The following is a 23,179-nucleotide window of genomic DNA, read 5'->3' as shown; positions in this document are numbered from 1 at the left end:
CGAATTCCGGCCAGCGTGGTTTGACGGGGCGCCTAAGATCAAAAGCAGATCAAGATCAAGATCAAGATCAAGAGCGGCTCGCTTCGCATCGTGGTTACCGTCCGCTGTTACAGTCCACAAAGTTGTGTAGATACCTATGCTGCGATGGCATCGACTCGGTTCGCCTGAACTACCAAGGTATTTGCATCAATACCACTGTAGGAGCGAGCTTGCTCGCGAAAAACCCCAACGGTAACGCGTGCCTCCTGAATAAACGCCGCGCCTGTGAGTTTTTCGCGAGCAAGCTCGCTCCTACAAAATGGGGCCAAGCCCGCTTTTACATTTTAAGTTGTTGGCTTCAAAGGCTTCACGCACTCAATAGAGCGATCTACCGTGGTCTTGGCAATCTCCAACAAATGCCACACCGCCAGAATCTTCGCCCGCCCTGGGTTATCCAGCAGCTCGCCGCAATCGAGCGCCGTTGCCGAAGCGCTGTCGAGCAGGCTGGCGGTGTAGAGCAAAGCATCTTCAAAACTCAGGTCGTCGTTGACGTTGTGGAAACCCTGGCTGGGCAGGTAATGGTCGATGGCGCGGTTGAACGCGGCACGGTCTTTTGCAGGATCGAGGGGTGAATCGGGTAGGACTTTATTCATGGTGTAACTCCACATGGTTTGGAGCTGACACCCCTCGCGACTAAACGAATGGGTGGCGGCTGTACGCAGGTTAGTCGACCGGCCACATGGCAAACCGGCGCGCCCGAAGGCGCCCATACGCACAGCCACCATGAAACATCATGGAACCATGCGCCATATGAAACCCGAGCGACTAAACCCGATCACTGATGAGCAGTGATGGACCGCAGACTAGCCACCGATTCCAACCGGCACAAGGCGGCGGGGATTGTCTCGGAAACGTCCTGCAATTTAAAGGGACACGGCTTGCTGGCCCTTTACAAACCATGACAAAAGGCCAGCAAGCAGAGTGCCTCAGCGCGTCCCTGGAACAAACGCCACACTCCCACCCTCACGCGCCTTGAACAACCGCTCCCCATTATCCGGTTGCGTCGTCACCACTTGATGATCCACCGCCAGAAACGCCAACGGCGTCGGCTCTTCCTTGGAATACTGCGCGACGATTATCGTACGTTGCGGATCAAACCCTTGGCCGCTGGTTTTTTCCAGCCAGGCCATGAACGCGGCGCTGTCGCCTTGGCGCGGGAAGTCCTGGGCTTCGCTCACGTAATAGAAGGGCTTGCCGTGGTTTTGCAGGTACATGGGCAGCTTGTTGTCGACCTCTACCAGCACCAGTTGCCATTGATTCCAGGGCGCACTTTTCTCAGCCTGGGCTTGCAGATCGGTGGCGAAGCGGGTGACGCCGCCGTTGCCGTTGGTCCAGGGGTAGATCACGCCCAGCACCAGCAAGAGCAGGCCTGCGCTCAAGCCAAAGCCTGTTTGCCAGCGCGGGCAGCTCGAAGGTTTTTTGTGCAGGCGCTCGCTCAGCCACCAGGCGCCGAGCAGTTGGGCAAAGGGCACCAGCGGCAACACGTAGTAGCTGCGGCGGCTGCCGCTGGCGGTGAAGAAGACAAATAAAAGGCCCAGGCCCCACACCAGCCAGCGTACGTTGGGCGGCGCCTTGCGCCAGTTGCGCACGGCCAGCCACAGGCCGAGTAACCAGCAGGGTGCCCAGGGCAGGGTGTAGGCCGGCAGGTAGATCAGGTAAGTGTAGATCGGTCCCATATGGTCGAAGGGGTCGAAGAAGCGCACCACGTTTTCCCGGAACACCAGTTCCAGGCCGCTCTCGCCGTAAGTGGGGGCGCCGTAGCGGTGGGACAGCACAAAGGGAATTGCGTACACGATGCCTGCGATGAGCAGGGCCAGCACCAGGCGCAGGTTGAGGTGGCGTTTGTAGCGGTGTTCGCTGAGCAGGTGTGGCAACAGCACCAGGCCCGGCAGCACCACACCGATCAAGCCCTTGAACAGTGAGGTGGCGGCCAGCAACAGGAAAAACACCGTGTAGCGCCCCAGCCGTGTGTCATCCGGCCCGCGCCAATACCACCACACCGCTGCCAGCACGCCGCACACAGTCAGTACATCGGCGGTGGCCACGCGGGCCCAGAACAGGAAATAGAAGGTGGTGGCGAGCATCCACCCGGCGATCAGCCCGGTGCCTTTGCGAAACAGGCGTTCACCGATCAGGTACACCAGCCAGATGCTCAACCACGCGGCAAGCACCGATGACAGGCGCAGCGACCAGGGGCCGAGGCCGCCCAGCAGGTGGGCAAACCCGGTGATCAGCCAATAGGAGGGCAGGGGTTTGTCGTAATACGGCGTGCCTTTGAGATACGGGTCGAAGTAATCACCGCTTTGCAGCATCTGCAAGGCGATATTCGCCCAGCGCGTTTCCGGCCCCCACAGGTCGCGGCTGCCCAGGCCCAGCAAGAGCAGCAAGGCCGAGGTGCCCAGCAGTAACACCAGGGCGCCGCGTTCGGTTTTCCAAAAACTCATGGGATGTTCCCTGTGGCAGGCGCTGCATTCAAGGGTGTTGGGGGTAAATCGTCAGCACCAGGTCGCCCTTGCGATAACGTTTTCCACCGGGAGGCAATTGCCCTTCTTCGCGGTGTTCGCTGGTGCTCTTGACCTGCATCAGCACGCCGACCGAACCCTGCTGGCGGGCCTCGGCCAACCAGGCCTGGACGCTGTCCGGCGTGACTTTGCGCTGTGCCGCGTCTTGGTAGTTCAAGCCATAGCGCAGCTCGCCCTGGGTGTTATAAAACGCCACATCGGGCCGGCGCAGGCGCCAGGTCAAGGCCGATGCCAGGCCCAGGTCATTGCTCAGCAAAGCACGGACAGGTTGCAGTTCGGCCAGATGCTCCTGCACGAATTGGTCGGGCATTTCGTTATCTTCGATCAGGGCCGGCATGCCCGCCGGTAGCAGGGCCACCAGCAAGCCAATGCCCAGGGCGGGCATCGCCCACAACGTCAACGGGCGCACCGCTTGCAGCAGGTTGGCGAGGATCCAGCCCAACAGCACGATAAACGTCAGCGACAGGTTGAACATCTCTGCGTGGCTATTGCCGTACAGCGGGCGGGTGATTTGCAGGTAAATTAGCGCCACCATGGCCGTCAGGCCAAGGACGAAATTGAGCGCGCCGTTGATGACCAGTGGGCGCGCCTTGCCTTGCTTGATCAGGTCGATCAAGCCGTGGCCCATTAACAAGGCCAGGGGCAACAGGCACGGCATGATGTAGGTCGGCAACTTGCCTTTGCTCAGGCTGAAAAAGCCCAGGGGCAACAGCAGCCACAGGGCGAGAAAGGTAATCGCCGGCTGGCGCTTTTCCTGCCAGGTCTTGAGCAGGGTGCCGGGTAGCAAGGCGGCCCACGGCAGGCACGCCACCACCATGATCGGCAGGAAGAACCAAACTGGCCGCGCATGCTGTGCGTTGTCGGCGGCAAAGCGGCGGATGTGCTCATGCCAGAAAAAGAAATGCCAGTAATCCGGTTCGCGCAAGTGGATGGCCAGGGCCCAGGGCAGGCATACGAGCACGGCGACCAGCACCGCCAACGGCCCGTAGCGCATCAACTCGCCGACGCGCCGCTGCCAGACGAGGTAGGGTACGGCGATCAAGACCGGCAACAGCCAGGCCAGGAAACCCTTGGTCATGAACCCCATGGCGCAGGCCACGCCCAACACTGCCCAGGCACCCAGGCGTTCCCGTTGCGTGCGGCAGTCCAGGGCAAACCACAACGCCACCAGGCTCAGGTTCACCCACAGGGTGAATTGCGGGTCGAGGTTGGCATACCCGGCTTGCCCGGCCACCAGGCCAAAGCTCATGTAGAGCAGGGCGCAGGCAAAGCTCTTGCGCGGGTCGTTCCACACGCGCCGGGCGAGCAGGTAGGCCAGTACCACGCTCAGGCCTGTGCTCAGGACCGAGGCGATGCGCACACCGAACAGGTTTTCACCGAACACCGCCTGGCCAAGGGCGATGAACCAATAGCCGGCCGCGGGCTTCTCGAAATAACGCACGCCCATGAAGTGAGGCGCCACCCAGTTGCCGCTCATCAGCATTTCCTGGCTGACCTGGGCGTAGCGGGTTTCGTCCGGCGTCCATAAACCGTGAAAGCCCAGGGGCAGCAAGATGAACACGGCAACGCCCAGCAATAGCCAGGCCAGAGGGTTTACGCGGGGCATGCGCACATCGCTCCATAACGTTCAAGTACGGGCAATGGCGGTATTAATTTAATAGGGTGAAGCATCGTAAGGGTCACTAAGTAGTTGTAGGAAAACATAACTAACAGGCGCGACTAAACATGCCAGAACAGGGCTGTCGTTTTGCTGAACACGTCGTGGCTTAATATGTAAACAAGTGTAATTAAAGTTGTTTGAGTGCGGCGGTCCACTCTTCGCTGTTCATGGTGCCCATGGCCTTGAAGGTGCCGTTGGGCAGCACCTTGACGAACAGTGCGCTGCCGTACTCGGCGGCGGCTGCGTGGGGGAAGCCCAGGCTGGTCTGGAAGTCGCTCATGCAGGCGCTGTGGGTGATCAGCATCAGGTTGCGTCCCGGCTGTTTGTGGCCGAGGATCTCATCGCCCATGGCGTCGCCGCAGATGGCCAGCGGGCCGGGGGACAGCTCGGTCTTGCCGAACATGAACAGTGACGTCTGGGCGGTTCGCGTGGTGGGGCTGCTGAGCACGTCGGTCAGGGCCATGCCCAGTGAATCAAAGGCTTTGCCCAGTTCGACGGCGCGTTCAGTGCCGTTGATGGTCAGGCCATCAGCGGGGCCGAAGCAGGGGTTGGCCGAGCGGTCGCAACGCTCTTCATGGCGCACCAGCACCACCAGTTCACCCTCTCGCCAGCTGGCGAGCACCCCGGAGGTCAGCAGGCGATTGCCTACGCCCAGGTCCAGGGGCGAGCTGGGCCACATTAAAAAGCCCGCCAACAGCAAGGCGGTAACGCTGATGCCAAGCAAGTGCAGGCGGTATTTTCTCAGGCGTTTTAACCTTGACCTTTTGGGTTGGGGGTTGGCCAGGATCATGTCTGCCACGCGGTTCATCCTCGGCACTGTTTATTGTGTTTATAAAAAGGCTGCACGGCTGGGCAGTTGCCCTTAGTGAGGCAGGAGACTGTCACAGCACTGCTGTCTTTTTGCTGAACACTTGCATGTTAAGAGTGTCACTTTGGTTAACTAAGAAAGTTGCGGGTTACCACGAGTTGGCGGGCACTTTAAAGTGCGGTGGATGGTCGGGCGGTGAAATCCATGTGAAAAATTTGCGTGGGCAGGAGCATCAGCCGTTATTCTCATTGCGGGTCCTTCAGATGAGCGTTCTTATGTTGCAGGTGCAAGGTGTTGTAAAAAACTACGCGACCCCGCAAGGCCCGCTGGCCGTCCTGGCCGGCGTCGACCTGCACCTGGGCGAGCGCAGCAGCCTGGCGCTGATGGGTGAATCGGGCAGCGGCAAAAGCACCTTGCTGCACCTGGTGGCCGGGTTGGACCGAGTGGACGGCGGCAGCATCCGCATCGGCGAGCAGCGCCTCGACCAACTCAACGAAGGGCAACTGGCCCATTGGCGCCGCACGCAAATCGGCCTGGTCTTCCAGCAGTTCAACCTGATCGGCAGCTTGCGCGTGGAAGACAACCTGGCGTTCCAGGCGCGGCTGGCCGGACGTTTCGACCCCCACTGGCAAGCGCAATTGGTGGAGCGCCTGGGGCTGGGCGACTTGCTACGGCGTTACCCGGAGCAACTCTCCGGTGGCCAGCAGCAACGGGTTGCCGTCGGGCGGGCGTTGGCCTCGCGACCGGGTTTGTTGCTGGCTGACGAACCCACCGGCAACCTCGACGAAGCCACCAGCGATGAAGTGCTGCAACTGTTGTTGGACCTGCTGCGTGACAGCCCCACCAGCCTGTTGATGGTCACCCACAGCCCGCGCCTGGCCGCACGGCTTGACCGGCAAGTGATGCTGCACCGTGGCCGTGTCGTGCCGATGGACGCTCGCTGAGATGGCGCTGTTTTACTGGACGCTGCGCGCATTGCTGAGCCACTGGCGGCGCCATCCGGTGCAATTTTTCAGCGTGCTCACCGGCCTGTGGCTGGCCACCGCGCTACTGACCGGCGTGCAGGCCCTCAACAGCCAGGCGCGGGACAGCTACGCACGCGCCAGCCAACTGATCGGTGGCGAACCTCAAGCCAGCCTGGTAGCGCCGGACGCCGCCAGTTTCCCCCAAGCACTGTTTGCCGAGCTGCGCCGCGCCGGCTGGCCGGTCTCCCCGGTGGTGCAGGGCCGGGTTGAGCTTCAAGGCCACGAGCAGCAGCGCCTGCAACTGATGGGTATCGACCCGGTGTCGTTGCCCGGCAGCGGCAGCGTGGCAGGGCAACGCTTGAGCCAGGCGCAGATGCTGGCGTTTTTCGAGCCGCCAGGGCGTACCTGGGTCGCTGCGCAAACGTTAGAGGCGCTGGGGTTGCAGGCGGGCGAGCAGCCGCTGACGTCCACCGGGCAGCGCCTGCCACCGTTGCAAGTACAGGCCGATATGGCGCCCGGCCTGCTGCTGACCGATATCAGTTTTGCCCAACCCCTGCTCAACATGCCTGGGCGCCTGTCGCGCTTACTGGTGGACAACACCTTCGCCGCGCGCCACCCCACGCCACCCGCCGCGTTGCAACTCAAGCAGGGCGAGGACAACAACCTGTCACGTCTCACTGAAAGCTTTCACCTGAACTTGGATGCAGTGGGTTTTTTATCCTTTGTGGTGGGGCTGTTTATCGTGCATGCGGCCATCGGCCTGGCCCTGGAACAGCGCCGTGGCCTGCTGCGAACCTTGCGCGCCTGTGGAGTCAGCGCACGCCTGTTGATCCTGAGCCTGGGCCTCGAATTGGGCGCTTTGGCTGTGTTGAGCGGTGTGCTCGGTATCGCCAGCGGCTACCTGCTGGCCAGCCTGTTGCTGCCGGATGTCGCCGCCAGTTTGCGCGGCCTGTACGGCGCCGAAGTCGCCGGCCAATTGAACTTGAGCCCCTGGTGGTGGCTCGCTGGTTTGGGCGTGAGCCTGCTGGGCGCACTGCTCGCCGGGGCCAGCAGCCTGTGGCGCGCGGCGCGTTTGCCGTTACTGGCGCTGGCCAACGCCCAGGCCTGGCATCAAGCCCATGGGCGCTGGTTACGGCGCCAGGGCTGGGTGGCATCCGCCGCCTTGCTGATCGCATTGCTGGCACTGTGGCTGGGCGATAGCCTGGCCGCCGGTTTTGTGCTGATGGCGGCCTTGCTGTTGGGCGCGGCGTTGGCGTTACCGGTGCTGCTAAACGGTTTATTGAAAGCGGTGCTGGGGCGCGGTCACGCGGTGCTGGGCCAGTGGTTCCTGGCCGATTGCCGCCAGCAACTGCCGGCCTTGAGCCTGGCGTTGATGGCGTTGCTGTTGGCCCTGGCGGCGAATATCGGCGCCGGTTCCATGACCTCGGGCTTTCGCCAGACCTTCACCCATTGGCTGGAGCAGCGCCTCACCGCCGAGCTGTACCTCAACCCGCAAAATCCGCAGCAGGCCGAGCAACTCAATGCATGGTTGAGCCGCCAGCCCCTGGTGCAGGCCGTATTGCCCGCCTGGCAGGTGTCGGTGCAACTGCAAGGCTGGCCCGCGGAGGTGTTCGGCGTGGTCGACAACCCCACTTATCGTCAACACTGGCCGTTGCTGGAAGCGGCGGATGCGCCCTGGGACCGCCTGCTGCAAGACGACAGCCTGATGCTCAGCGAACAACTGGCGCGACGCCTGAAGGTGCAACTGGGCGACACGGTTTCCATCCCCACACCGCAGGGTACCTGGGCGCCGAAGATCGTCGGCATCTACGCCGACTACGGCAACCCCAAGGGCCATCTGCTGGTCAATGCCCAGCACCTGTTGGCGCATTGGCCGACGCTCTCACCGGCACGCTTCAACCTGCGCGTGGCGCCTGCCGATGTGCCGCCGCTGATTCGTGAAGTGCAGCGGGAGTTCGCCCTGGAAGACAGCCGCATCGTCGATCAACAGCAACTCAAGGGCTGGTCCAGCCAGGTCTTCGAACGCACCTTCGCCGCCACCGCGGCGTTGAACAGCCTGACCCTTGGCGTCGCTGGTGTGGCGTTGTTCATCAGTCTGCTGACCCAGAGCCAAAGCCGTCTGGGCCAACTCGCGCCGTTGTGGGCGCTGGGCGTGACGCGCCGACAATTGATGCTGCTCAACCTCGGCCAGACCTGGCTGCTGGCGGTGCTCACGTTGATCCTGGCGTTGCCGCTGGGGCTGTTGCTGGCGTGGTGCCTGGATGCGGTGATCAACGTGCAGGCCTTCGGCTGGCGCCTGCCGCTGCAAGTCTTCCCCGGCCAGCTTGCGCAATTGCTGGGGCTGGCGATGCTCGCCACCTTGCTTGCGTCGGCCTGGCCCCTCTGGCAGCTGTACCGCAGCCGCCCGGCGGATTTGTTGAGGACGTTCGCCCATGAAGACTAAGGCATTGGCGTGCATCGCCTGGTTACTGCTGAGCGGGTGCGACCAGGCGCCCGCACCCGAGGACAGTTTCGCCGGGCTGGGCAGCGATGCGGCGGACTTTGCCCAGGTGGTGCCCGGCAAAGTCTTCAGCTTTCCCGAGGACCACGGGCCCCATGACGGCTTTCGCATCGAATGGTGGTACGTCACTGCCAACCTCAAGGATGCCCAGGGCAATGTCTTCGGCGTGCAATGGACGCTGTTTCGCAATGCGTTGAAGGCCGGCCCTGTTGAACCGGGCTGGCGCGATTCAACCGTGTGGCTCGGCCACGCCGCCGTCACCTCAGCCACCCGCCACTACGCCGCCGAACGCTTGGCCCGGGGTGGCGTCGGCCAGGCTGGGGCTCAGGCAGAGCCGTTCAACGCCTGGATCGACGACTGGACCTTCGCCACCCGCCCTGGTGCTTCCAGCCCCCTGGCCGACATGCAACTCAAGGCCAGTGGCGCACAATTTGCCTACGACCTGCACCTGACCTCCAGCCGCCCGCTGGTGCTGCAAGGCGACCATGGCTACAGCCGCAAATCCGACCAGGGCCAGGCGTCGTATTACTACAGCCAGCCGTTTTTCACCGCCAGCGGCAGCGTCAGCCTCGACGGCCAGACCTACCAGGTCAGCGGCCCAGCCTGGCTCGACCGCGAGTGGAGCAGCCAACCCCTGGCTGCCAGCCAGACCGGCTGGGACTGGTTCTCCCTGCACCTGGACCGCGGCGCGCAACTGATGCTGTTTCGCGTGCGGCAGAAAGACAGCGACGGTTACCTCACCGGCACTTGGATCGACGCCCAAGGCCACACCGAGACCTTGCACAACAGCGATATCCAACTCACACCGCTGACCACCACGGCCATCGACGGGCGCAACATTCCCACACGTTGGTCGCTGAAAATTCCCGGCAAACAGCTGGATATCACCACCGAAGCCGTCAACCCCAAAGCGTGGATGGACCTGGGCATTCCATATTGGGAAGGGCCGGTGCGGTTTGAGGGTGGGGTGGGGTATTTGGAGATGACGGGGTATTAGGGGCGCTTTCTGTAGGCGTTCATCTTTTGCTGTGTAGGCAACTTCCCAAACGTACTTTTTGACCCCCGCCTGCTTGTGTCCGGGCTGTGGGTGCTTGCTTATATTTCGATGCCATCTCTCTCGGTATCGGAATCCAGGACATGGCGTACGGCTACATCAATCAACAGGCTGCACCTTACCCGTTTTTGAAATCACGTCTATGGCGCGGAGGCTTGTTGCAAGGCCGAGATCATTTCGATGTGCTGAATCGGCACCTGAGCCATGGATTGGTGAGGCCGGGTGAGTTGGTGATTGTTCCAGAGGCGTCCAGCGTCAATTGTTCTATCGAAGAAGCCTGGTTGATGCGCCACGCTGAAGAGATTACTCATCAACTGGACCAGGTTGCGCCCCTCGATAGAGCTGGAAACAAAAACTATGACCTGGCGCAGAGCATTCTGGGGTATGGCTCGATAAGCATCGGCAGTGCGACGTCGGCTTGGAGCCGGCACCTGCAGGCGGTTGCACAGACTTTGATGGAAATCGAGCAACTGCATCGCCAATTGAAGGACGGTGGTTTGGACAAAGAGTCGTTTATACGACAGCGTCAAAGGATGTTTGGCGTTTTGGATATGTAACTGCAAGGGGCTGCACGATTTGGCTCGGGGTTGCGTGGCAATCAACCGCTGAAGGGAGCGCTCGGGATCTCGACCAAAAGCTATCTGCATCAAGGCGAGATTGCGGGGTACACGCAGCGGGTTCGAACGATTACGCAAATGTCGAAATGGTTAAAGCAAGGAACATATCTTGGGTTGGCGTTGGATGTAGGCGTGGCGGGTTTGGAAATCAAGGAGGCGTGTGTGGTGGGAAGGGAGGTGCAGTGTCGGCGGGCGAAGTATGTGGAGACGGGGAGGTTGCTGGGTGGAGTATTTGGGGCTGCTGTTTTGGGCAAGCGTGGCGCAACTATTGCTCGCAGTGCATGCCGGATTGCATTGGGTGTTTCACTGAAAGGCAACGGTGAACTGGCTTGCGGAATTATCGGAGGGGCTATGGGCGGGGCGACGGGAGGCGCTTTTTTTGGTGAGTTTGGTGGGTTTTTGGGGGGAAGAATATTGGAAGTCGACGGCGATCTGATATTCCAACCCGAGGGAACATAACGATGTCCCTTTTTTTTGTATATAGCATTGTGATGTTCGCTTGGGTGTTTGTCGTGTTCGTACTGATAGTGTTTGCTGAATACGCAAAGCTGGATGAACTGGAAAGTTACTTCAGTGAGAACGAGAAGGTTCTTAGGCATAAGCGTTTCAGGGAAGGATATGATCCGATCGATAGATATCATCGCATGAGCCTGATGATCGACATCCTGTCAGGTCCGAAAGCTTTTCTGAAGGCAGGCCTTGTGACCGAAGCCGAGCTGGCGTCTGTCCCCTTGACGCTTAAGCGCTGGGCCTTGTGGCCGTATCGCCTCGCGGATGTTTGTATCATCGAAATCATTGTGTGGGAGGTTTGGCGCAGATGGTGCGATATCCCAATTCCATGAAACTAGGCCTCACTCGCGAAAAACACCTCTTGAATTGGCAATTGGTAGCGGTGCGCGAACCTGGAGGCGGTCATTACGGGGCGTTATAGATCAAGAGTGATTCGATTTTTTCACCAAAAGGGCATGTTAATGTCGTTTTTTCTCGCTTACACCCTGGTGATGGTGGTTGGAGCGTTCGTCATTTTGGGATTAGTGCTCTTTGTCGAACGAACAAAACTCGAGGCGTTGGAAGGTTACTTCATTGAAAACGTGCAGGTGCGTAACTATCAGCAACGCTGGGGACGAAACCAGCGGTTCGTCAGGTTCCATCGCATGTGTCTCATGATTGATATCCTCCGCGCGCCAGAACGCTCCGTGAAAGAAGGGTACATGACCGAGGCAGAGCTAGCCGTCATTCCGCCAGCGCTCAAGCGTTGGGCTGTATGGCCCTATCGGCTCGCGATAATTTGGGCGATCAGTTGGGGCTATTGGTGCACCTGGCTTTAGAGGTACTTTCGCTTCTTGAGCCTGAATTTCAGGCTCACATTGTTAAAAAAATACTGTACATACATACAGTCTTGTCCTACAGTCCATCCCAGGTGACCGGATGTCACCGGTTACCTGAGCTTCAATTTTTTAACTATGGATGGATAAAAAATGAAATCGAAAAAAGCCTTCATTCTGGGCGCGGCCATGGCGGCCTCTTGCTTCGTTTCGGCCTTTGCCCTGGCCGAGCAAACCCCGGCAAAACTCAGTGCGCAGGCGGTCAAGCAGGCCGTGGACAAAGCGTTGAAACCTGGCGGTACGCTGGAAAAGGCCAGCGTCTCGGGCGAGCTCAAGCAAAAGCTCAATGCCGCCAAGGCCGGGCAGTCCAACGTCGTCAAAAAAAGCAAGGCGGCCGTCGGTAATGTGGCGATTGACTCCCCGGTTGGCCAGCTGGAAAAACCTGACTCGGCGCACATGAAACAGGCCGCGGTTGCAGCCTTCACGCCGTTGTTTCCCACCCTGGATATCAATACTCTTTACACCCTCACCGGTGTGGAGACCGGCGCGCAAATCGCTTACCACTTCAACCTGCCGAAAAACGCACGAATCCAGGTACAGCTGCTGAACCAGAGTGCCGGCACGGATATGTCGTTGACGCTGTTCCATGACGACGGCCAAGGCAACCTGACGCCGTTGGGCACCTCGGATAACCCCGGCAGTGCCGATGAATACCTCAACGGCGTGTTGCCAGCCGGTGACTACTACTGGTTCATGGTGGCCAATGTCGCGAGCAACTCGCAGTTCAGTTTTGGTGTGGCGGTGGACAGCAATGTGGATGCCTACGAGCCTAACGACACTGAGCAAACCGCGTTCGCGCTGCCGGATGCCTTGAACCAGGTGACCGGTAACCTCGACAGCGTCAATGACGTGGATTACTTCTCCTTCGTCTCGTTGCGTGGCCAAGGTGTGGGCATGTTCCTGGGCGATGACGGTGCGGGTACGCGTAACCAGTGGATCTTCGAACGGTTCGATGGCACCCAGTGGGTGGAAGTCCCGCAGGGCTCTACCTCCACCTATCCCAACCTGACGCCAGGCTACACGGTCAAGGTGCGTGTGCGGGCCAACCCGGCGGTAGCATTGAACCCCCAGGCTCAATACAAGCTGACCCTCGGCTCGGCGCCACGCCTGAACCAGCACAATGTGAACGGCGATAACGTGGTGCGCATCCCCAGCTCGATCTTCCAACTGGCCACCCAGGCGGCCCGCAATCTGAGCTGGAGCACCCAGTGGTCAGACAGCACGGGCGAGCCCCTGCGCGGCGTCACCCCTGTACTGCGGGTCGACAAGCATTTTGGCGCCACTTACAACTGGGTCGACTATGAGGCCAAGACCGGCATCACCGGTGCAGCCTCGGGAAATGTCGCGCTGGGCACCTGCTCTGGGGACTACAAAGTGCGGTACCCGGACAGCGGCTCGGGCCAGACCTACAACTGGGAAACCTGGTTCAACGAGGGCGGCTGGCGCATCGAGCTCAGGGAGTTCCCTGGTGTGGGCGTGGGTGGCAATAACGTCCAATACGTCAGCCTCGGCCACATCTGCAGCCAGACCATCGTGCGCTGATTGATCTATGTGTGTGAAGCGGGGGGCAGTCCAGTTGGACTGCCCCTTTTTTTTACCGTGGGTTCCCAATGCAAAGTGCCAAACAAATAGTCCATCAACGGCAGCACGATGTTGAAGTTACGCCCCTGCATCAGCTCACGACGGTGATGCAAGGCATGCAGGCGGTGCATCTGGCGAATCCACGGCAGGCGCGCCACCGGGTGTTCGGCAGGCAGGTGTTCGCAGGCATGAAACACTTCGTAGAGCAGGTAACCGAGGATCATGCAGCCGGCAAACAACCCGGCAACGTTGGGGCTCAGTTGGCTGAGCAGCCACCAGGCGGGGAGGGTGATGGCCAGGCTGTGCAGCAAGATCAGCCAGGCTGGAAACAGGATGACGCGCCAGTCCCGGGGGCTGTCGTAAGTCATGTGATCGGGGGTGAAGAAGCTGTGGTGGTCGCCAGTGTGGCGTGCGTAGAACAGCCGTGCGAACGCATGTTTGTGGTGGCCCAGATGGCGGTGCACAAGGTAGATGCACAGGTTGAAGAACAGCAGGGTCAGAGGCACGGCCAGCCACTGCAGGGCGGTGATATCGGCAGTGGACGACCAGGCCAGCGTGATGCAGGCGATGCCGTAGCCAAGCACGAATGCGGCATGCAGCCAGGGGTTGTAACGCGGGCTGACGCTTGCGCGGTAACGGTCGCGGAAAGTCTCGGTCGGGTGGGGCATGGCCGGCTGCTCGCTGTGTTTTTATTTGAGGCTGAGCTTAGTTGGCTTAGGCGGATGTGCGAGTTTTTACTGGCAACCCTTGCCCCCTGTAGGAGCGAGCTTGCTCGCGAAAAATGTCAACGATAACGCGGGCTTCTGAATAAACGCGGCGCCTGAGTTTTTCGCGAGCAAGCTCGCTCCTACAACAGGAGGGCAAGCCAGCTCCCACATTTTGATCACTGCCGACCAGTGGAGGCTTGCACAGGTCAGATTTACTTGTTAGTTTCTGACAAAATGTTAACGATAACATTTGCTCTAAAAATAAAAACAAAACAGAGACCCACGCCATGAAAATGCTCCCCAAAACCCTGTGTTTACTGGCTGCCAGCATCACCCTGGGCAGCGCGACCCCCGCGTTTGCCGACGCTGCCAAGCCCATCCGCATCGGCGCCTCGTTCCAGGAAATCAACAACCCCTATTTCGTCACCATGAAAAACGCCCTGGAAGAAGCCGGCGCCACCATCGGTGCCAAGCTGATCATCACGGACGCCCGCCACGACGTGTCCAAGCAGGTCAGTGATGTCGAAGACATGCTGCAAAAGGGCATCGACATCCTGTTGATCAACCCCACTGACTCCGTCGGCGTGCAATCGGCCGTCAAGTCGGCCCATGCTGCCGGCGTCGTAGTGGTGGCGGTGGATGCCCAGGCAGATGGCCCGCTGGATTCGTTCGTCGGCTCGAAGAACTTCGACGCCGGTTTCCAGGCCTGTGAATACCTGGCTAAAACCATCGGTGACAAAGGCAATATCGCCATCCTTGACGGCATCGCCGTGGTGCCGATCCTCGAACGTGTGCGCGGCTGTAAAGAGGCGGTGGCCAAGCACCCGGACATCAAGATTGTCAGCATCCAGAACGGCAAACAGGAACGTGACCAGGCCCTGACCGTCACCGAAAACATGTTGCAGGCCCAGCCCACCCTCAAGGGCATTTTCAGCGTGAATGACAATGGCTCCCTCGGCGCACTCTCGGCTATCGAAGCCAGCGGCATGGACGTGAAGCTGGTCAGCGTCGACGGCGCGCCGGAAGCGATCAAGGCGATCCAGAAACCCGGCAGCCATTTCATCGCCACCTCGGCCCAGTACCCGCGCGACCAGATCCGCCTCGCCCTGGGCATCGCCCTGGCCAAGAAGTGGGGCGCCCAGGTACCGGCCAGCGTGCCGGTGGACATCACCCTGATCGACCAGGCCAAGGCCAAGGACTTCAGCTGGTAAACCCCCCAGGCCCCACGCAATGCGTGGGGCCCAGGTCTTCCTTCTGAGTGCGAGGTCGGCGGTATGAGCAGTCTTCTGAAGCTGGAAAACATCTGTAAGCGTTACCCTGGGGTGCAGGCCCTCAAGGCCATCAACCTGCAAGTGGAGCGTGGCGAAATCCACGCCTTGCTCGGGGAAAATGGCGCGGGCAAATCCACCCTGATGAAGATTCTGGGCGGTGTCGAGCATCAGGACGAAGGGCAGATCCTTATCGACGGGCAGGCCCGAAAATTTGCGACCTATCGGGATGCGATTGCCGCCGGGATTGGCATTGTGTTCCAGGAATTCAGCCTGATTCCCTACCTCACGGCGGTAGAAAATATCTTCCTCGGCCATGAGCTGAGCAACCGCTTCGGCCTGTTGCGCAAACGCGAAATGGCCGAGGCCTCCCAGGCGTTGTTCAAGCGCCTGGGGGTCAGCATTGACCTGCACTGCGCGGTCAAGCACCTGAGCGTGGCCGAGCAGCAGTTTGTCGAAATCGCCAAGGCCCTGGCCCTGGACGCACGCCTGCTGGTGCTCGATGAGCCGACCGCGACGCTGACCCCCAGTGAGGCCGAGTTGCTGTTTGACATCATGCGCGAACTCAAGCGCCAGGGCGTGGCGGTGATTTTTATCTCGCACCACCTGGAAGAGATTTTCCAGGTCTGCGACCGTATCAGCGTGCTGCGCGACGGCGGCAATGCAGGCGTCACCGAGGTGGCCGACAGCGACATCGACCGCCTGGTCGAGATGATGGTCGGCCGCCGCCTGGAATGCAGTTTTCCGCCCAAACCCAGCGGCGAACGCGGCCCGTTGCTGCTGGAAGTCAAGGACATCCAACTGGTGCGCAACGGCCCCCACAACCGTTTCAATGTGCACAAAGGCGAGATCCTGGGCTTCGCCGGCCTGGTGGGTTCGGGCCGCACCGAGCTGGCCCTGGGCATGATGGGCGCGTTGCCCACGGTGAGCAAAGACGTGTGGCTGCGCGGGCAAAAAGTCAGCCTCGATGACCCGGCCCAAGCCCTGGCCCACGGCATCGGCCTGCTCCCCGAAAGTCGCAAGAGCGAAGGGCTGATCACCGCCTTCAGCATTCGCGAAAATATCTCGCTGAACAATTTGCCCAAGTATCAGAACGCCTCGGGCCTGATCGACAAGGCCCGCGAGTGCGCCAGCGTCGAAGCGCTGATGCGCCAGCTGTCGATCAAGGCACCCAGTGGCGAAAGCCTTGTGGTGAACCTCAGCGGCGGCAACCAGCAAAAAGTCGTGATCGCCCGCTGGATCAACCACCACTGCGACGTACTGGTGTTCGACGAACCCACACGCGGCATCGACGTGGGGGCCAAGGCGCAGATCTACGCGTTGATGCGCAGCCTCACCGAACAGGGCTACGCGATCATCATGATTTCCTCCGAGCTGCCCGAAGTCATCGGCATGTGCGACCGCGTCGCCGTGTTCCACAAGGGCGCCATCGTCAAGGTACTGGAAGCGTCCGCCGTCAATCCTCAAGAGGTCATGCGCCATGCAACAGGGGGCTCAAGTGAATACGTCCATTAACACCGCCGGCACCGGCCGGTTGCGCCTGAACCTGGCGCGGCTGCTGCGCTCGCCCGCGTTTTATCCCTTTGTCGGGCTGGTGGTGGTGACCCTGGTGATGATCCTCGCCAGCGACACCTTCCTCACCGCCAGCAACCTCTCCAACATCGCCCGCCAGGTGTCGATCAACGCGATCATCGCGGTAGGCATGACCTGCGTGATTCTCACTGGCGGCATCGACTTGTCGGTGGGGCCGGTGATGGCGTTGTCCGGCACCTTGACTGCCGGGCTGATGGTCGCCGGGTTGCCGCCGGGCCTGGCGATTGGCGTCGGGCTGCTGGTGGGCGTGGCCTTCGGCATCGGCAACGGGCTGTTCGTGGCGTACCTGCACATGCCGCCGATCATCGTCACCCTGGCGACCATGGGCATCGCGCGCGGGTTCGGGCTGATGTACACCGACGGCTACCCGATTTCCGGCTTGCCAGAGTGGTTCGCGTTCTTCGGTCGCGCCAGTGTGTTTGGCCTGCAGGTGCCGATCCTGATCATGCTGCTCACTTACCTCGCGGCCTACGTGCTGCTGCAGCACACCCGTATCGGCCGCTACATCTACGCCATCGGTGGCAATGAAGAAGCGGTGCGCTTGTCCGGGGTGCGTGCGGCGCGTTTCAAGCTGCTGGTGTATGGCATCAGCGGCTTCACCGCTGCGATTGCCGGGCTGGTGCTTACCTCGCGCTTGATGAGCGGCCAGCCGAATGCCGGTGTGTCGTTCGAACTCGATGCGATTGCCGCCGTGGTGCTGGGTGGCGCGTCGATTGCCGGCGGCCGCGGAGTGATCATCGGCACTTTGCTCGGCGCCATGCTGCTGGGCGTGTTGAACAACGGTTTGAACATGCTTGGCGTGTCGCCCTACGTGCAGAGCGTAATCAAGGGCGGGATCATTTTGCTGGCGATTTTTATCAGCCGTCAGCGCCATCGTTAATACCTCACTACACAGGACCGAACACATGGACAAGCACACTCACATGCAAGCCGTCGTCTGCCACGGCCCGAAAGACTACCGCCTGGAGCGCATCGGCAAACCCCAGGCGCGTGCCAATGAGCTGGTGATCCGTATCGCCGCCTGCGGCATCTGCGCCAGTGACTGCAAGTGCCACTCGGGCGCGGCGATGTTCTGGGGCGGCGACAACCCCTGGGTCAAGGCGCCGGTAGTACCGGGCCACGAATTTTTCGGCTACGTGGTCGAAGCCGGCGAGGGCGCCGAGGAGCACTTTGAGGTCAAGGTCGGTGACAAGGTCATCGCTGAACAGATCGTGCCGTGTGGCAAGTGCCGCTTCTGCAAATCGGGCAAATACTGGATGTGCGAAGTGCACAACATCTTCGGCTTCCAGCGCGAAGTGGCCGAAGGCGGCATGGCCCAGTACATGCGCATTCCCAAGACCGCCATCGTGCACAAGATCCCTGAGTCGGTGTCCCTGGAAGACTCGGCGCTGGTGGAGCCGATGGCCTGCTCGATCCATACCGTCAACCGTGGCGATATCCAGCTCGACGACGTGGTGGTGATTGCCGGCGCGGGTACCCTTGGCCTGTGCATGGTCCAGGTCGCCGCGCTGAAGACCCCGAAAAAACTGGTGGTGATCGACATGGTCGACGAGCGCCTGGAACTGGCGAAAAAGTTCGGCGCCGATGTGGTGATCAACCCCGCCCGTGACAACGCCCGCGAGATCATCAACGGCCTTACGGAGAATTACGGCTGCGACGTCTACATCGAAACCACCGGCGTCCCGGCCGGCGTCACCCAGGGCCTGGACCTGATCCGCAAGCTCGGGCGCTTTGTCGAGTTCAGCGTGTTTGGCGCCGAGACCAGCGTGGACTGGTCGATCATCGGCGACCGTAAGGAGCTGGACGTGCGCGGCGCGCACCTGGGCCCGTATTGCTACCCGATCGCCATCGACCTGTTCGAGCGTGGCTTGGTCACTTCCCAAGGCATCGTCACCCATGATTTCCCGCTGGACGACTGGGCCGAGGCGTTTGAACTGGCCAATTCGACCAAGTCGATCAAGGTGCTGTTGAAGCCGGTGCTCTGAGATGGACTACGTCATCGGTGTAGACATTGGCACCCAAAGCACCAAGGTGCTGCTCGTGGATGCCCAGGGCACGATCATCGCCCAGCACAGCCACGGCTACCGGGTGGACACCCCGAAAGTGCGCTGGGCCGAGCAGTGGCCGCAGGTGTGGCTGGATGCCGTCCAAACCTGCGTGGCCCAGTGCATGGCCAAGGCCGGGGTGCCGGCGCCGCAGGTCAAGGCGCTGTGCATCAGCAGTTTGTACGGTGGTTCGGGCATTGCCGTGGATGCGCAGATGACGCCGCTGCACCCGTGCCTGATCTGGATGGACCGCCGCGCCGGCGAGCAGGTGGCCTGGGTGCGCGAGCACGTGGACCTGGAGCGCTTGTTCGCCATCACCGGCAACTCGGTAGACAGCTACTACGGCTTCACCAAAATGCTCTGGCTCAAGCAGCACCAACCGCAGGTGTGGGCGGATACCCGCTACCTGTTACCGCCCAACAGCTACATCAACTGGTGCCTGACCGGCGAGTTGGCGGTGGACCACAGCAGCGCCGGGAATATCGGTGGTGTCTACGACGTGGCGGCGCGCAACTGGTCAGGCGAGATGCTGGAGGCGTTGGGTATCGCGCAGTCGATGATGCCCGAGCGGTTGCTGTATTCCGGCGAGGTGGTGGGTGGTTTGCTTGCAGACTGGGCCGCCCGCCTGGGTTTGCAGGCGGGCACGCAGATCCTCGCTGGGGGCGTGGACGCGGCCATGGCGACCCTGGCGGCGGGTGTCACTCAGCCAGGTAATCATGTGGCGATGATCGGCACCAGCATGTGCTGGGGCTACCTGAACCAGCAGGTGGATGCGCGCCATGGTTTGGTGAGCATGCCCCATGTCTACAACGGCCACCACGACCTGTACATCTTCGGCGGTGCGATCACCGCCGGGGCCTCGGTCAGCTGGTTTCGCGAGCAGTTCTGCCAGGCCGAAGAACAGCAGGCCCAGGCCACGGGGCAAGACAGCCTGGCACTGTTGGAGCAGAGCGCGATGAATATTCCGGCCGGCAGCGAAGGCGTGGTGTTTTTGCCTTACCTGATGGGCGAGCGCAGCCCGGTATGGGATGACCGCGCCAGCGGCAGTTTTGTCGGGCTCAACCTCTACCACAGCCGCTTTCACCTGTACCGCGCGGTGCTGGAGGGCGTGAGTTTTGCCCTGCGCCACAATATCGAAGCGGGCACCCAGGGCGCGCATTCCCTGGACCCACGCTTGATTGTGGTGGGTGGGGCCAGCCATTCGGACCTGTGGATGCAGATCATCGCCGATGTCACACGCTACCCGGTGTACACCATCGTCCAGGAGGTAGAAGCGGCCTTGGGCGCGGCGTTGCTGGCGGCGCATACCGTGGGGCTGGTGAGTGATGGGCAGATGGACACCGGCTGGGTGCAGTTGCAACTGCGGGCGCAGCCCAAGCGGGAGAATGTCATGACGTATGACCGGGCGTTTGCCGAGTACCTGAAGCTGTACCCGGCTCTGAAACCGATCATGCACAACCTGCAAACCACCTGATTCAACACGGTCCAGAAATGTGGGAGCTGGCTTGCCTGCGATAGCGGTGTATCAGCACCCGATAAGGAGACTGATACTCCGCTATCGCAGGCAAGCTCCCACAGTGGATCTTCATTGGTTTTGAGATCTTTATTTATGACCACTACCTTCGACTTCTCTCACCGGCGCATCCTCGTCACCGGTGCCAGCAGCGGCATCGGTCGCGAAATTGCCCAGCAACTGATCGCCAGCGGCGCCGAAGTCTTCGCCCTCGGTCGCGACGCCCAAGCCTTGGCGGCATTGGGTTGCCACACCTTGTGCGTGGACATCGCTGACAACATCACCCTCGACAAAGCCCTGCAAGCTTTGCCGCCCCTGCACGGCCTGGTCAATTGCGCCGGGATTTCACGCCTGGAACCCGCCGCCGCCATCAGCGCCAGCGCCTTCGATCAGGTGATGAACGTCAACGCCCGCGCCGCTGCGCAAGTGGCCAGCCGGGTCGCGGCGAAGATGATCGAGGCGGACATTGCCGGCAGTATCGTCAACGTCTCCAGCCAGGCGTCGTTGGTGGCGCTGGACGATCACCTGAGCTACTGCGCTTCCAAGGCCGCGCTGGATGCAATCACCCGTGTGCAATGCGCCGAGTGGGGCCGTTTTGGCATACGCGTCAACAGCGTCAACCCCACCGTGACCTTGACGCCGATGGCAACCATGGCCTGGTCCGAACCGGCCAAGCGCGACCCGGCACTGGCTGCGATTCCGTTGGGGCGTTTTGCGCAACCGGCGGAAGTGGCGCTGCCGGTGCTGTTCCTGCTCAGCGACGCGGCGAGCATGATCAGTGGCGTCAGCCTGCCGGTGGACGGCGGCTACACCAGCCGCTAGCCGTTTTCCAGCTGCCCGGCGATGACCACTTTATCCCGTGGCTTGTACGGGTCTTGCAGGCGGTCGAGCAGCAGGCGCACCGCACTGCTGCCGGCCAGGGACGCGTCATGGGCCACGCAGGCGATGGGCACGCCAAAGATATCGGCGAAGGGCAGGCGGTCGATGCCGCAGATGGTCAGGCTGTCATGGGCAATGTTGTGCATGCGTAACGCGCGCAGGGCGCCCAGGGTGATCAACTGGTTGAAACCCATGATCGCGTCCGGCGCCGAGTGTGCGGCCAGGTAGTCGAGGGTATGCAGGTAAGCCGGCATCAGCGTGTAGTCACCCGCCTGCACCTCGACCTGAATGTCGGGGTGTTCGGCCAGCACTTCCCGCAGGCCTTTGAGGCGCTCCACGCTGATGCGCGAGTGCTCGGGGCCGGTCAGCACCAGCAGGCGCTTGAGGTTGGGCGTTTGGCGTAACAGGTAGTGCGCGGCTTGCAAGCCGCTGTGGTAGTTGTCGAGCACCACACGGCTGAACGGGCTGTCGTGGATGGTGCGATCGAGCAGCACCACCGGGGTCTTGCCGTTGCTCAGGCGCTCCAGATAGTCGGGTTGGTAGCTCGGTTCATCGGAGACCGGCGAGAGGATGATCCCCGCCACGCGATACCCCAGCAGGGTATCCACCGCCTTGCTTTCCAATTCCTCCAGCTCATCGGTGTCCACCAGCATGATGGTGTAGCCGTGCTTTTTCGCCTCGCGGGAAATCGCCTTGATCATCTCGCTGTAGAACGGGTTGTCCACCGAAGCGGTGATGACCCCGATGATCAGGCTTTCACTGCGCTTTAGCCCACGGGCGAAGGCGTTGGGCACGTAGTCCAGCTCGCGTGCCACTTCCAGAATGCGCGCCAGGGTGGCGGGTTTGACCAGGTCGGGTTTGCTCAAGGCCCGGGACACCGTAATGGTAGTCATGCCGACCCGTTTGGCAATGTCGCTGATGGTGACGGACTTTTTCTTGTTCATCGGTAAGGCTGCGAGGGGAAACACCAGCAGGCTAGCATGTGCGCAGATGTAGAGTGATTCAAATCAGCGGGTCCCAGCGTTGCGACCAGTCGCCTTCGGCCTTCACCACTGTACGTAGCAGCTCCAAAGCCTGTTGCAACACCGCCGAATCCCGCGCCCGCGAATACACCAGGTAGGTCGGGAAGCTGAATTCCGGCGCCTTGGGCACGCGCTGCATCACGCCGCTGTCCAGGTAGCTTTGCACCACCCGTGTGCGGAAGTAGCCGGCACCGCCGTTTTCCAGAATGTACTGCAACGCCAGCGGCCCCAGGTTGAAACTCACCGCGGCACGCGCACGGTCGGGCAGGGCGGCGTCGTGCTGCTGGCGAAAGCCCTGGCCCCAGTCGATATACACGTAAGGCTCGGGTTTGCTCGCCAGTTGCACCAGAATCAGCTTTTCTTCCAGCACCTGCTCCACCTGCAAGCCCGGCCAGTATTGCGGCTGGAACACCAGGGCGGCGTCGAGCACACCCAGCTCTAGTTGGCGCAGCAGGTACTCGCCCTCACGCACTTCGGTGCGCAGTGCATGGCCTGGGATGTGTTCGCGCAGCGCCTTGGCCCAGCCGAGCATCAACGGGTTGCACAGGCTGACTTCACCGCCGATATGCAGCACGTTGCGATAGCCGTCTGGCAATGGCAGGTCGCGCCGCGCCGCTTCCCAGGTTTGCAGCAACTGGTTGGCATACACCACGAAGGCCTCGCCATCGGCGGTCAGCCGCGCACCGGCACGGTTGCGCACGAACAGGGTGCAGCCCAGCTGGTTCTCCAGGTTTTTCACCCGGGCGGTGATGGCGGTCTGGGTGACGTGCAGTTTCTCGGCCGCTGCGGCCAGGCTGCCGCAGCGGGTGATTTCGAGGAAGGTGCGTGCCAGTTCGATGTCCATGAAGCCCCCGGGGATGAATAGGGGCATTGTAGAGCGATGCAGGATTGGAATGCGATCCATGTGGGAGCTGGCTTGCCTGCGAAGACGGCCTGACAGTCAACTGGGATGTTGGATCAGAGCGCGTACATATCCGTTATTTAGGTAACGGCCACTTAGGGTTCCGCCCTGACGGCGGCT

19 protein-coding genes and 1 pseudogene are annotated in these 23,179 nt (G+C 61.2%); 13 read left to right on the top strand and 7 right to left on the bottom strand.

Going from position 1 to position 23,179, the window contains the following annotated elements:
• Positions 1-323: 323 nt before the first annotated feature.
• From QK296_RS27380 to QK296_RS27365, 4 genes are all read right to left on the bottom strand, one after another.
• Entirely contained in the window at positions 324-632 is a 309-nt protein-coding gene (locus QK296_RS27380) for a hypothetical protein (RefSeq protein WP_003192377.1), read from the bottom strand.
• A 333-nt stretch (positions 633-965) separates the two neighbouring features.
• Positions 966-2,483, bottom strand: a complete 1,518-nt coding sequence (locus QK296_RS27375; protein WP_169856134.1) for a glycosyltransferase family 39 protein — start codon at positions 2,481-2,483, stop codon at positions 966-968.
• Between the two features lie 28 nt (positions 2,484-2,511).
• Positions 2,512-4,167: a lipid IV(A) 4-amino-4-deoxy-L-arabinosyltransferase gene (arnT, locus tag QK296_RS27370; RefSeq protein WP_282392061.1), complete on the bottom strand. Its 1,656-nt coding sequence runs from the start codon at positions 4,165-4,167 to the stop codon at positions 2,512-2,514.
• A 181-nt stretch (positions 4,168-4,348) separates the two neighbouring features.
• The gene (locus tag QK296_RS27365; protein WP_003192371.1) at positions 4,349-5,029 is read right to left on the bottom strand and encodes a histidine phosphatase family protein; all 681 of its coding nucleotides are present in this window, start codon (positions 5,027-5,029) and stop codon (positions 4,349-4,351) included.
• A gap of 275 nt (positions 5,030-5,304) precedes the next feature.
• Between QK296_RS27365 and QK296_RS27360 the strand changes: the two genes are divergently transcribed.
• The 7 genes and pseudogenes from QK296_RS27360 to QK296_RS27330 all read left to right on the top strand — a co-directional run bounded on the left by QK296_RS27360 (position 5,305) and on the right by QK296_RS27330 (position 13,092).
• Positions 5,305-5,973 carry an ABC transporter ATP-binding protein gene (locus tag QK296_RS27360; RefSeq protein ID WP_003192369.1) on the top strand — a complete coding sequence of 223 codons (669 nt, stop codon included), beginning with the start codon at positions 5,305-5,307 and terminating at the stop codon, positions 5,971-5,973.
• Position 5,974: 1 nt separating this feature from the next.
• Positions 5,975-8,437: an FtsX-like permease family protein gene (locus QK296_RS27355; protein WP_282392058.1), complete on the top strand. Its 2,463-nt coding sequence runs from the start codon at positions 5,975-5,977 to the stop codon at positions 8,435-8,437.
• Positions 8,427-9,491, top strand: coding sequence for a lipocalin-like domain-containing protein (locus QK296_RS27350; RefSeq protein WP_003192365.1), 1,065 nt, complete (start codon positions 8,427-8,429; stop codon positions 9,489-9,491). The genes QK296_RS27355 and QK296_RS27350 overlap by 11 nt, the downstream gene beginning before the upstream one ends.
• A gap of 140 nt (positions 9,492-9,631) precedes the next feature.
• A pseudogene (locus QK296_RS27345) lies at positions 9,632-10,624 on the top strand (hypothetical protein).
• 2 nt (positions 10,625-10,626) lie between these two features.
• Positions 10,627-11,007, top strand: a complete 381-nt coding sequence (locus QK296_RS27340) for a hypothetical protein (protein ID WP_003192362.1) — start codon at positions 10,627-10,629, stop codon at positions 11,005-11,007.
• A 129-nt stretch (positions 11,008-11,136) separates the two neighbouring features.
• On the top strand, positions 11,137-11,493 hold the full coding sequence (locus tag QK296_RS27335) for a hypothetical protein (RefSeq protein ID WP_032901102.1): 357 nt from the start codon (positions 11,137-11,139) through the stop codon (positions 11,491-11,493).
• 150 nt (positions 11,494-11,643) lie between these two features.
• Positions 11,644-13,092, top strand: a complete 1,449-nt coding sequence (locus QK296_RS27330; RefSeq protein WP_003192361.1) for a hypothetical protein — start codon at positions 11,644-11,646, stop codon at positions 13,090-13,092.
• A 5-nt stretch (positions 13,093-13,097) separates the two neighbouring features.
• Here QK296_RS27330 and QK296_RS27325 read toward each other — a convergent pair whose 3' ends face one another.
• Complete coding sequence (locus QK296_RS27325) at positions 13,098-13,799, bottom strand: sterol desaturase family protein (protein WP_169856140.1); 702 nt, start codon at positions 13,797-13,799, stop codon at positions 13,098-13,100.
• Between the two features lie 326 nt (positions 13,800-14,125).
• Here QK296_RS27325 and QK296_RS27320 point away from each other — a divergent pair, with 326 nt between their 5' ends.
• From QK296_RS27320 to QK296_RS27295, 6 genes are all read left to right on the top strand, one after another.
• Positions 14,126-15,049: a substrate-binding domain-containing protein gene (locus QK296_RS27320; protein ID WP_014719049.1), complete on the top strand. Its 924-nt coding sequence runs from the start codon at positions 14,126-14,128 to the stop codon at positions 15,047-15,049.
• A 63-nt stretch (positions 15,050-15,112) separates the two neighbouring features.
• On the top strand, positions 15,113-16,621 hold the full coding sequence (locus tag QK296_RS27315) for a sugar ABC transporter ATP-binding protein (protein WP_169856142.1): 1,509 nt from the start codon (positions 15,113-15,115) through the stop codon (positions 16,619-16,621).
• Complete coding sequence (locus QK296_RS27310) at positions 16,587-17,579, top strand: sugar ABC transporter permease (protein ID WP_003192356.1); 993 nt, start codon at positions 16,587-16,589, stop codon at positions 17,577-17,579. The genes QK296_RS27315 and QK296_RS27310 overlap by 35 nt, the downstream gene beginning before the upstream one ends.
• Before the next feature lie 25 nt (positions 17,580-17,604).
• Positions 17,605-18,684: an erythritol/L-threitol dehydrogenase gene (locus QK296_RS27305; RefSeq protein WP_003192355.1), complete on the top strand. Its 1,080-nt coding sequence runs from the start codon at positions 17,605-17,607 to the stop codon at positions 18,682-18,684.
• Position 18,685: 1 nt separating this feature from the next.
• Positions 18,686-20,218 (top strand): FGGY-family carbohydrate kinase, encoded by a 1,533-nt coding sequence (locus QK296_RS27300; RefSeq protein ID WP_282392050.1) that lies wholly within the window; start codon positions 18,686-18,688, stop codon positions 20,216-20,218.
• 135 nt (positions 20,219-20,353) lie between these two features.
• Positions 20,354-21,079 (top strand): SDR family oxidoreductase, encoded by a 726-nt coding sequence (locus QK296_RS27295; RefSeq protein WP_003192352.1) that lies wholly within the window; start codon positions 20,354-20,356, stop codon positions 21,077-21,079.
• Here QK296_RS27295 and QK296_RS27290 read toward each other — a convergent pair.
• Together QK296_RS27290 and QK296_RS27285 are read right to left on the bottom strand one after the other, a co-directional pair.
• On the bottom strand, positions 21,076-22,080 hold the full coding sequence (locus QK296_RS27290) for a LacI family DNA-binding transcriptional regulator (protein ID WP_003192351.1): 1,005 nt from the start codon (positions 22,078-22,080) through the stop codon (positions 21,076-21,078). The two genes, QK296_RS27295 and QK296_RS27290, sit on opposite strands and share 4 nt — an antisense overlap.
• Before the next feature lie 58 nt (positions 22,081-22,138).
• The gene (locus QK296_RS27285; RefSeq protein ID WP_003192349.1) at positions 22,139-23,002 is read right to left on the bottom strand and encodes a LysR family transcriptional regulator; all 864 of its coding nucleotides are present in this window, start codon (positions 23,000-23,002) and stop codon (positions 22,139-22,141) included.
• Positions 23,003-23,179 lie beyond the last annotated feature (177 nt).

The organism is Pseudomonas sp. AL10 (assembly GCF_029960685.1).
In the GTDB taxonomy this organism is placed as follows: Bacteria; Pseudomonadota; Gammaproteobacteria; order Pseudomonadales; family Pseudomonadaceae; genus Aquipseudomonas; species Aquipseudomonas lactis.
This window is presented reverse-complemented; position numbering and strand designations above follow the sequence as displayed.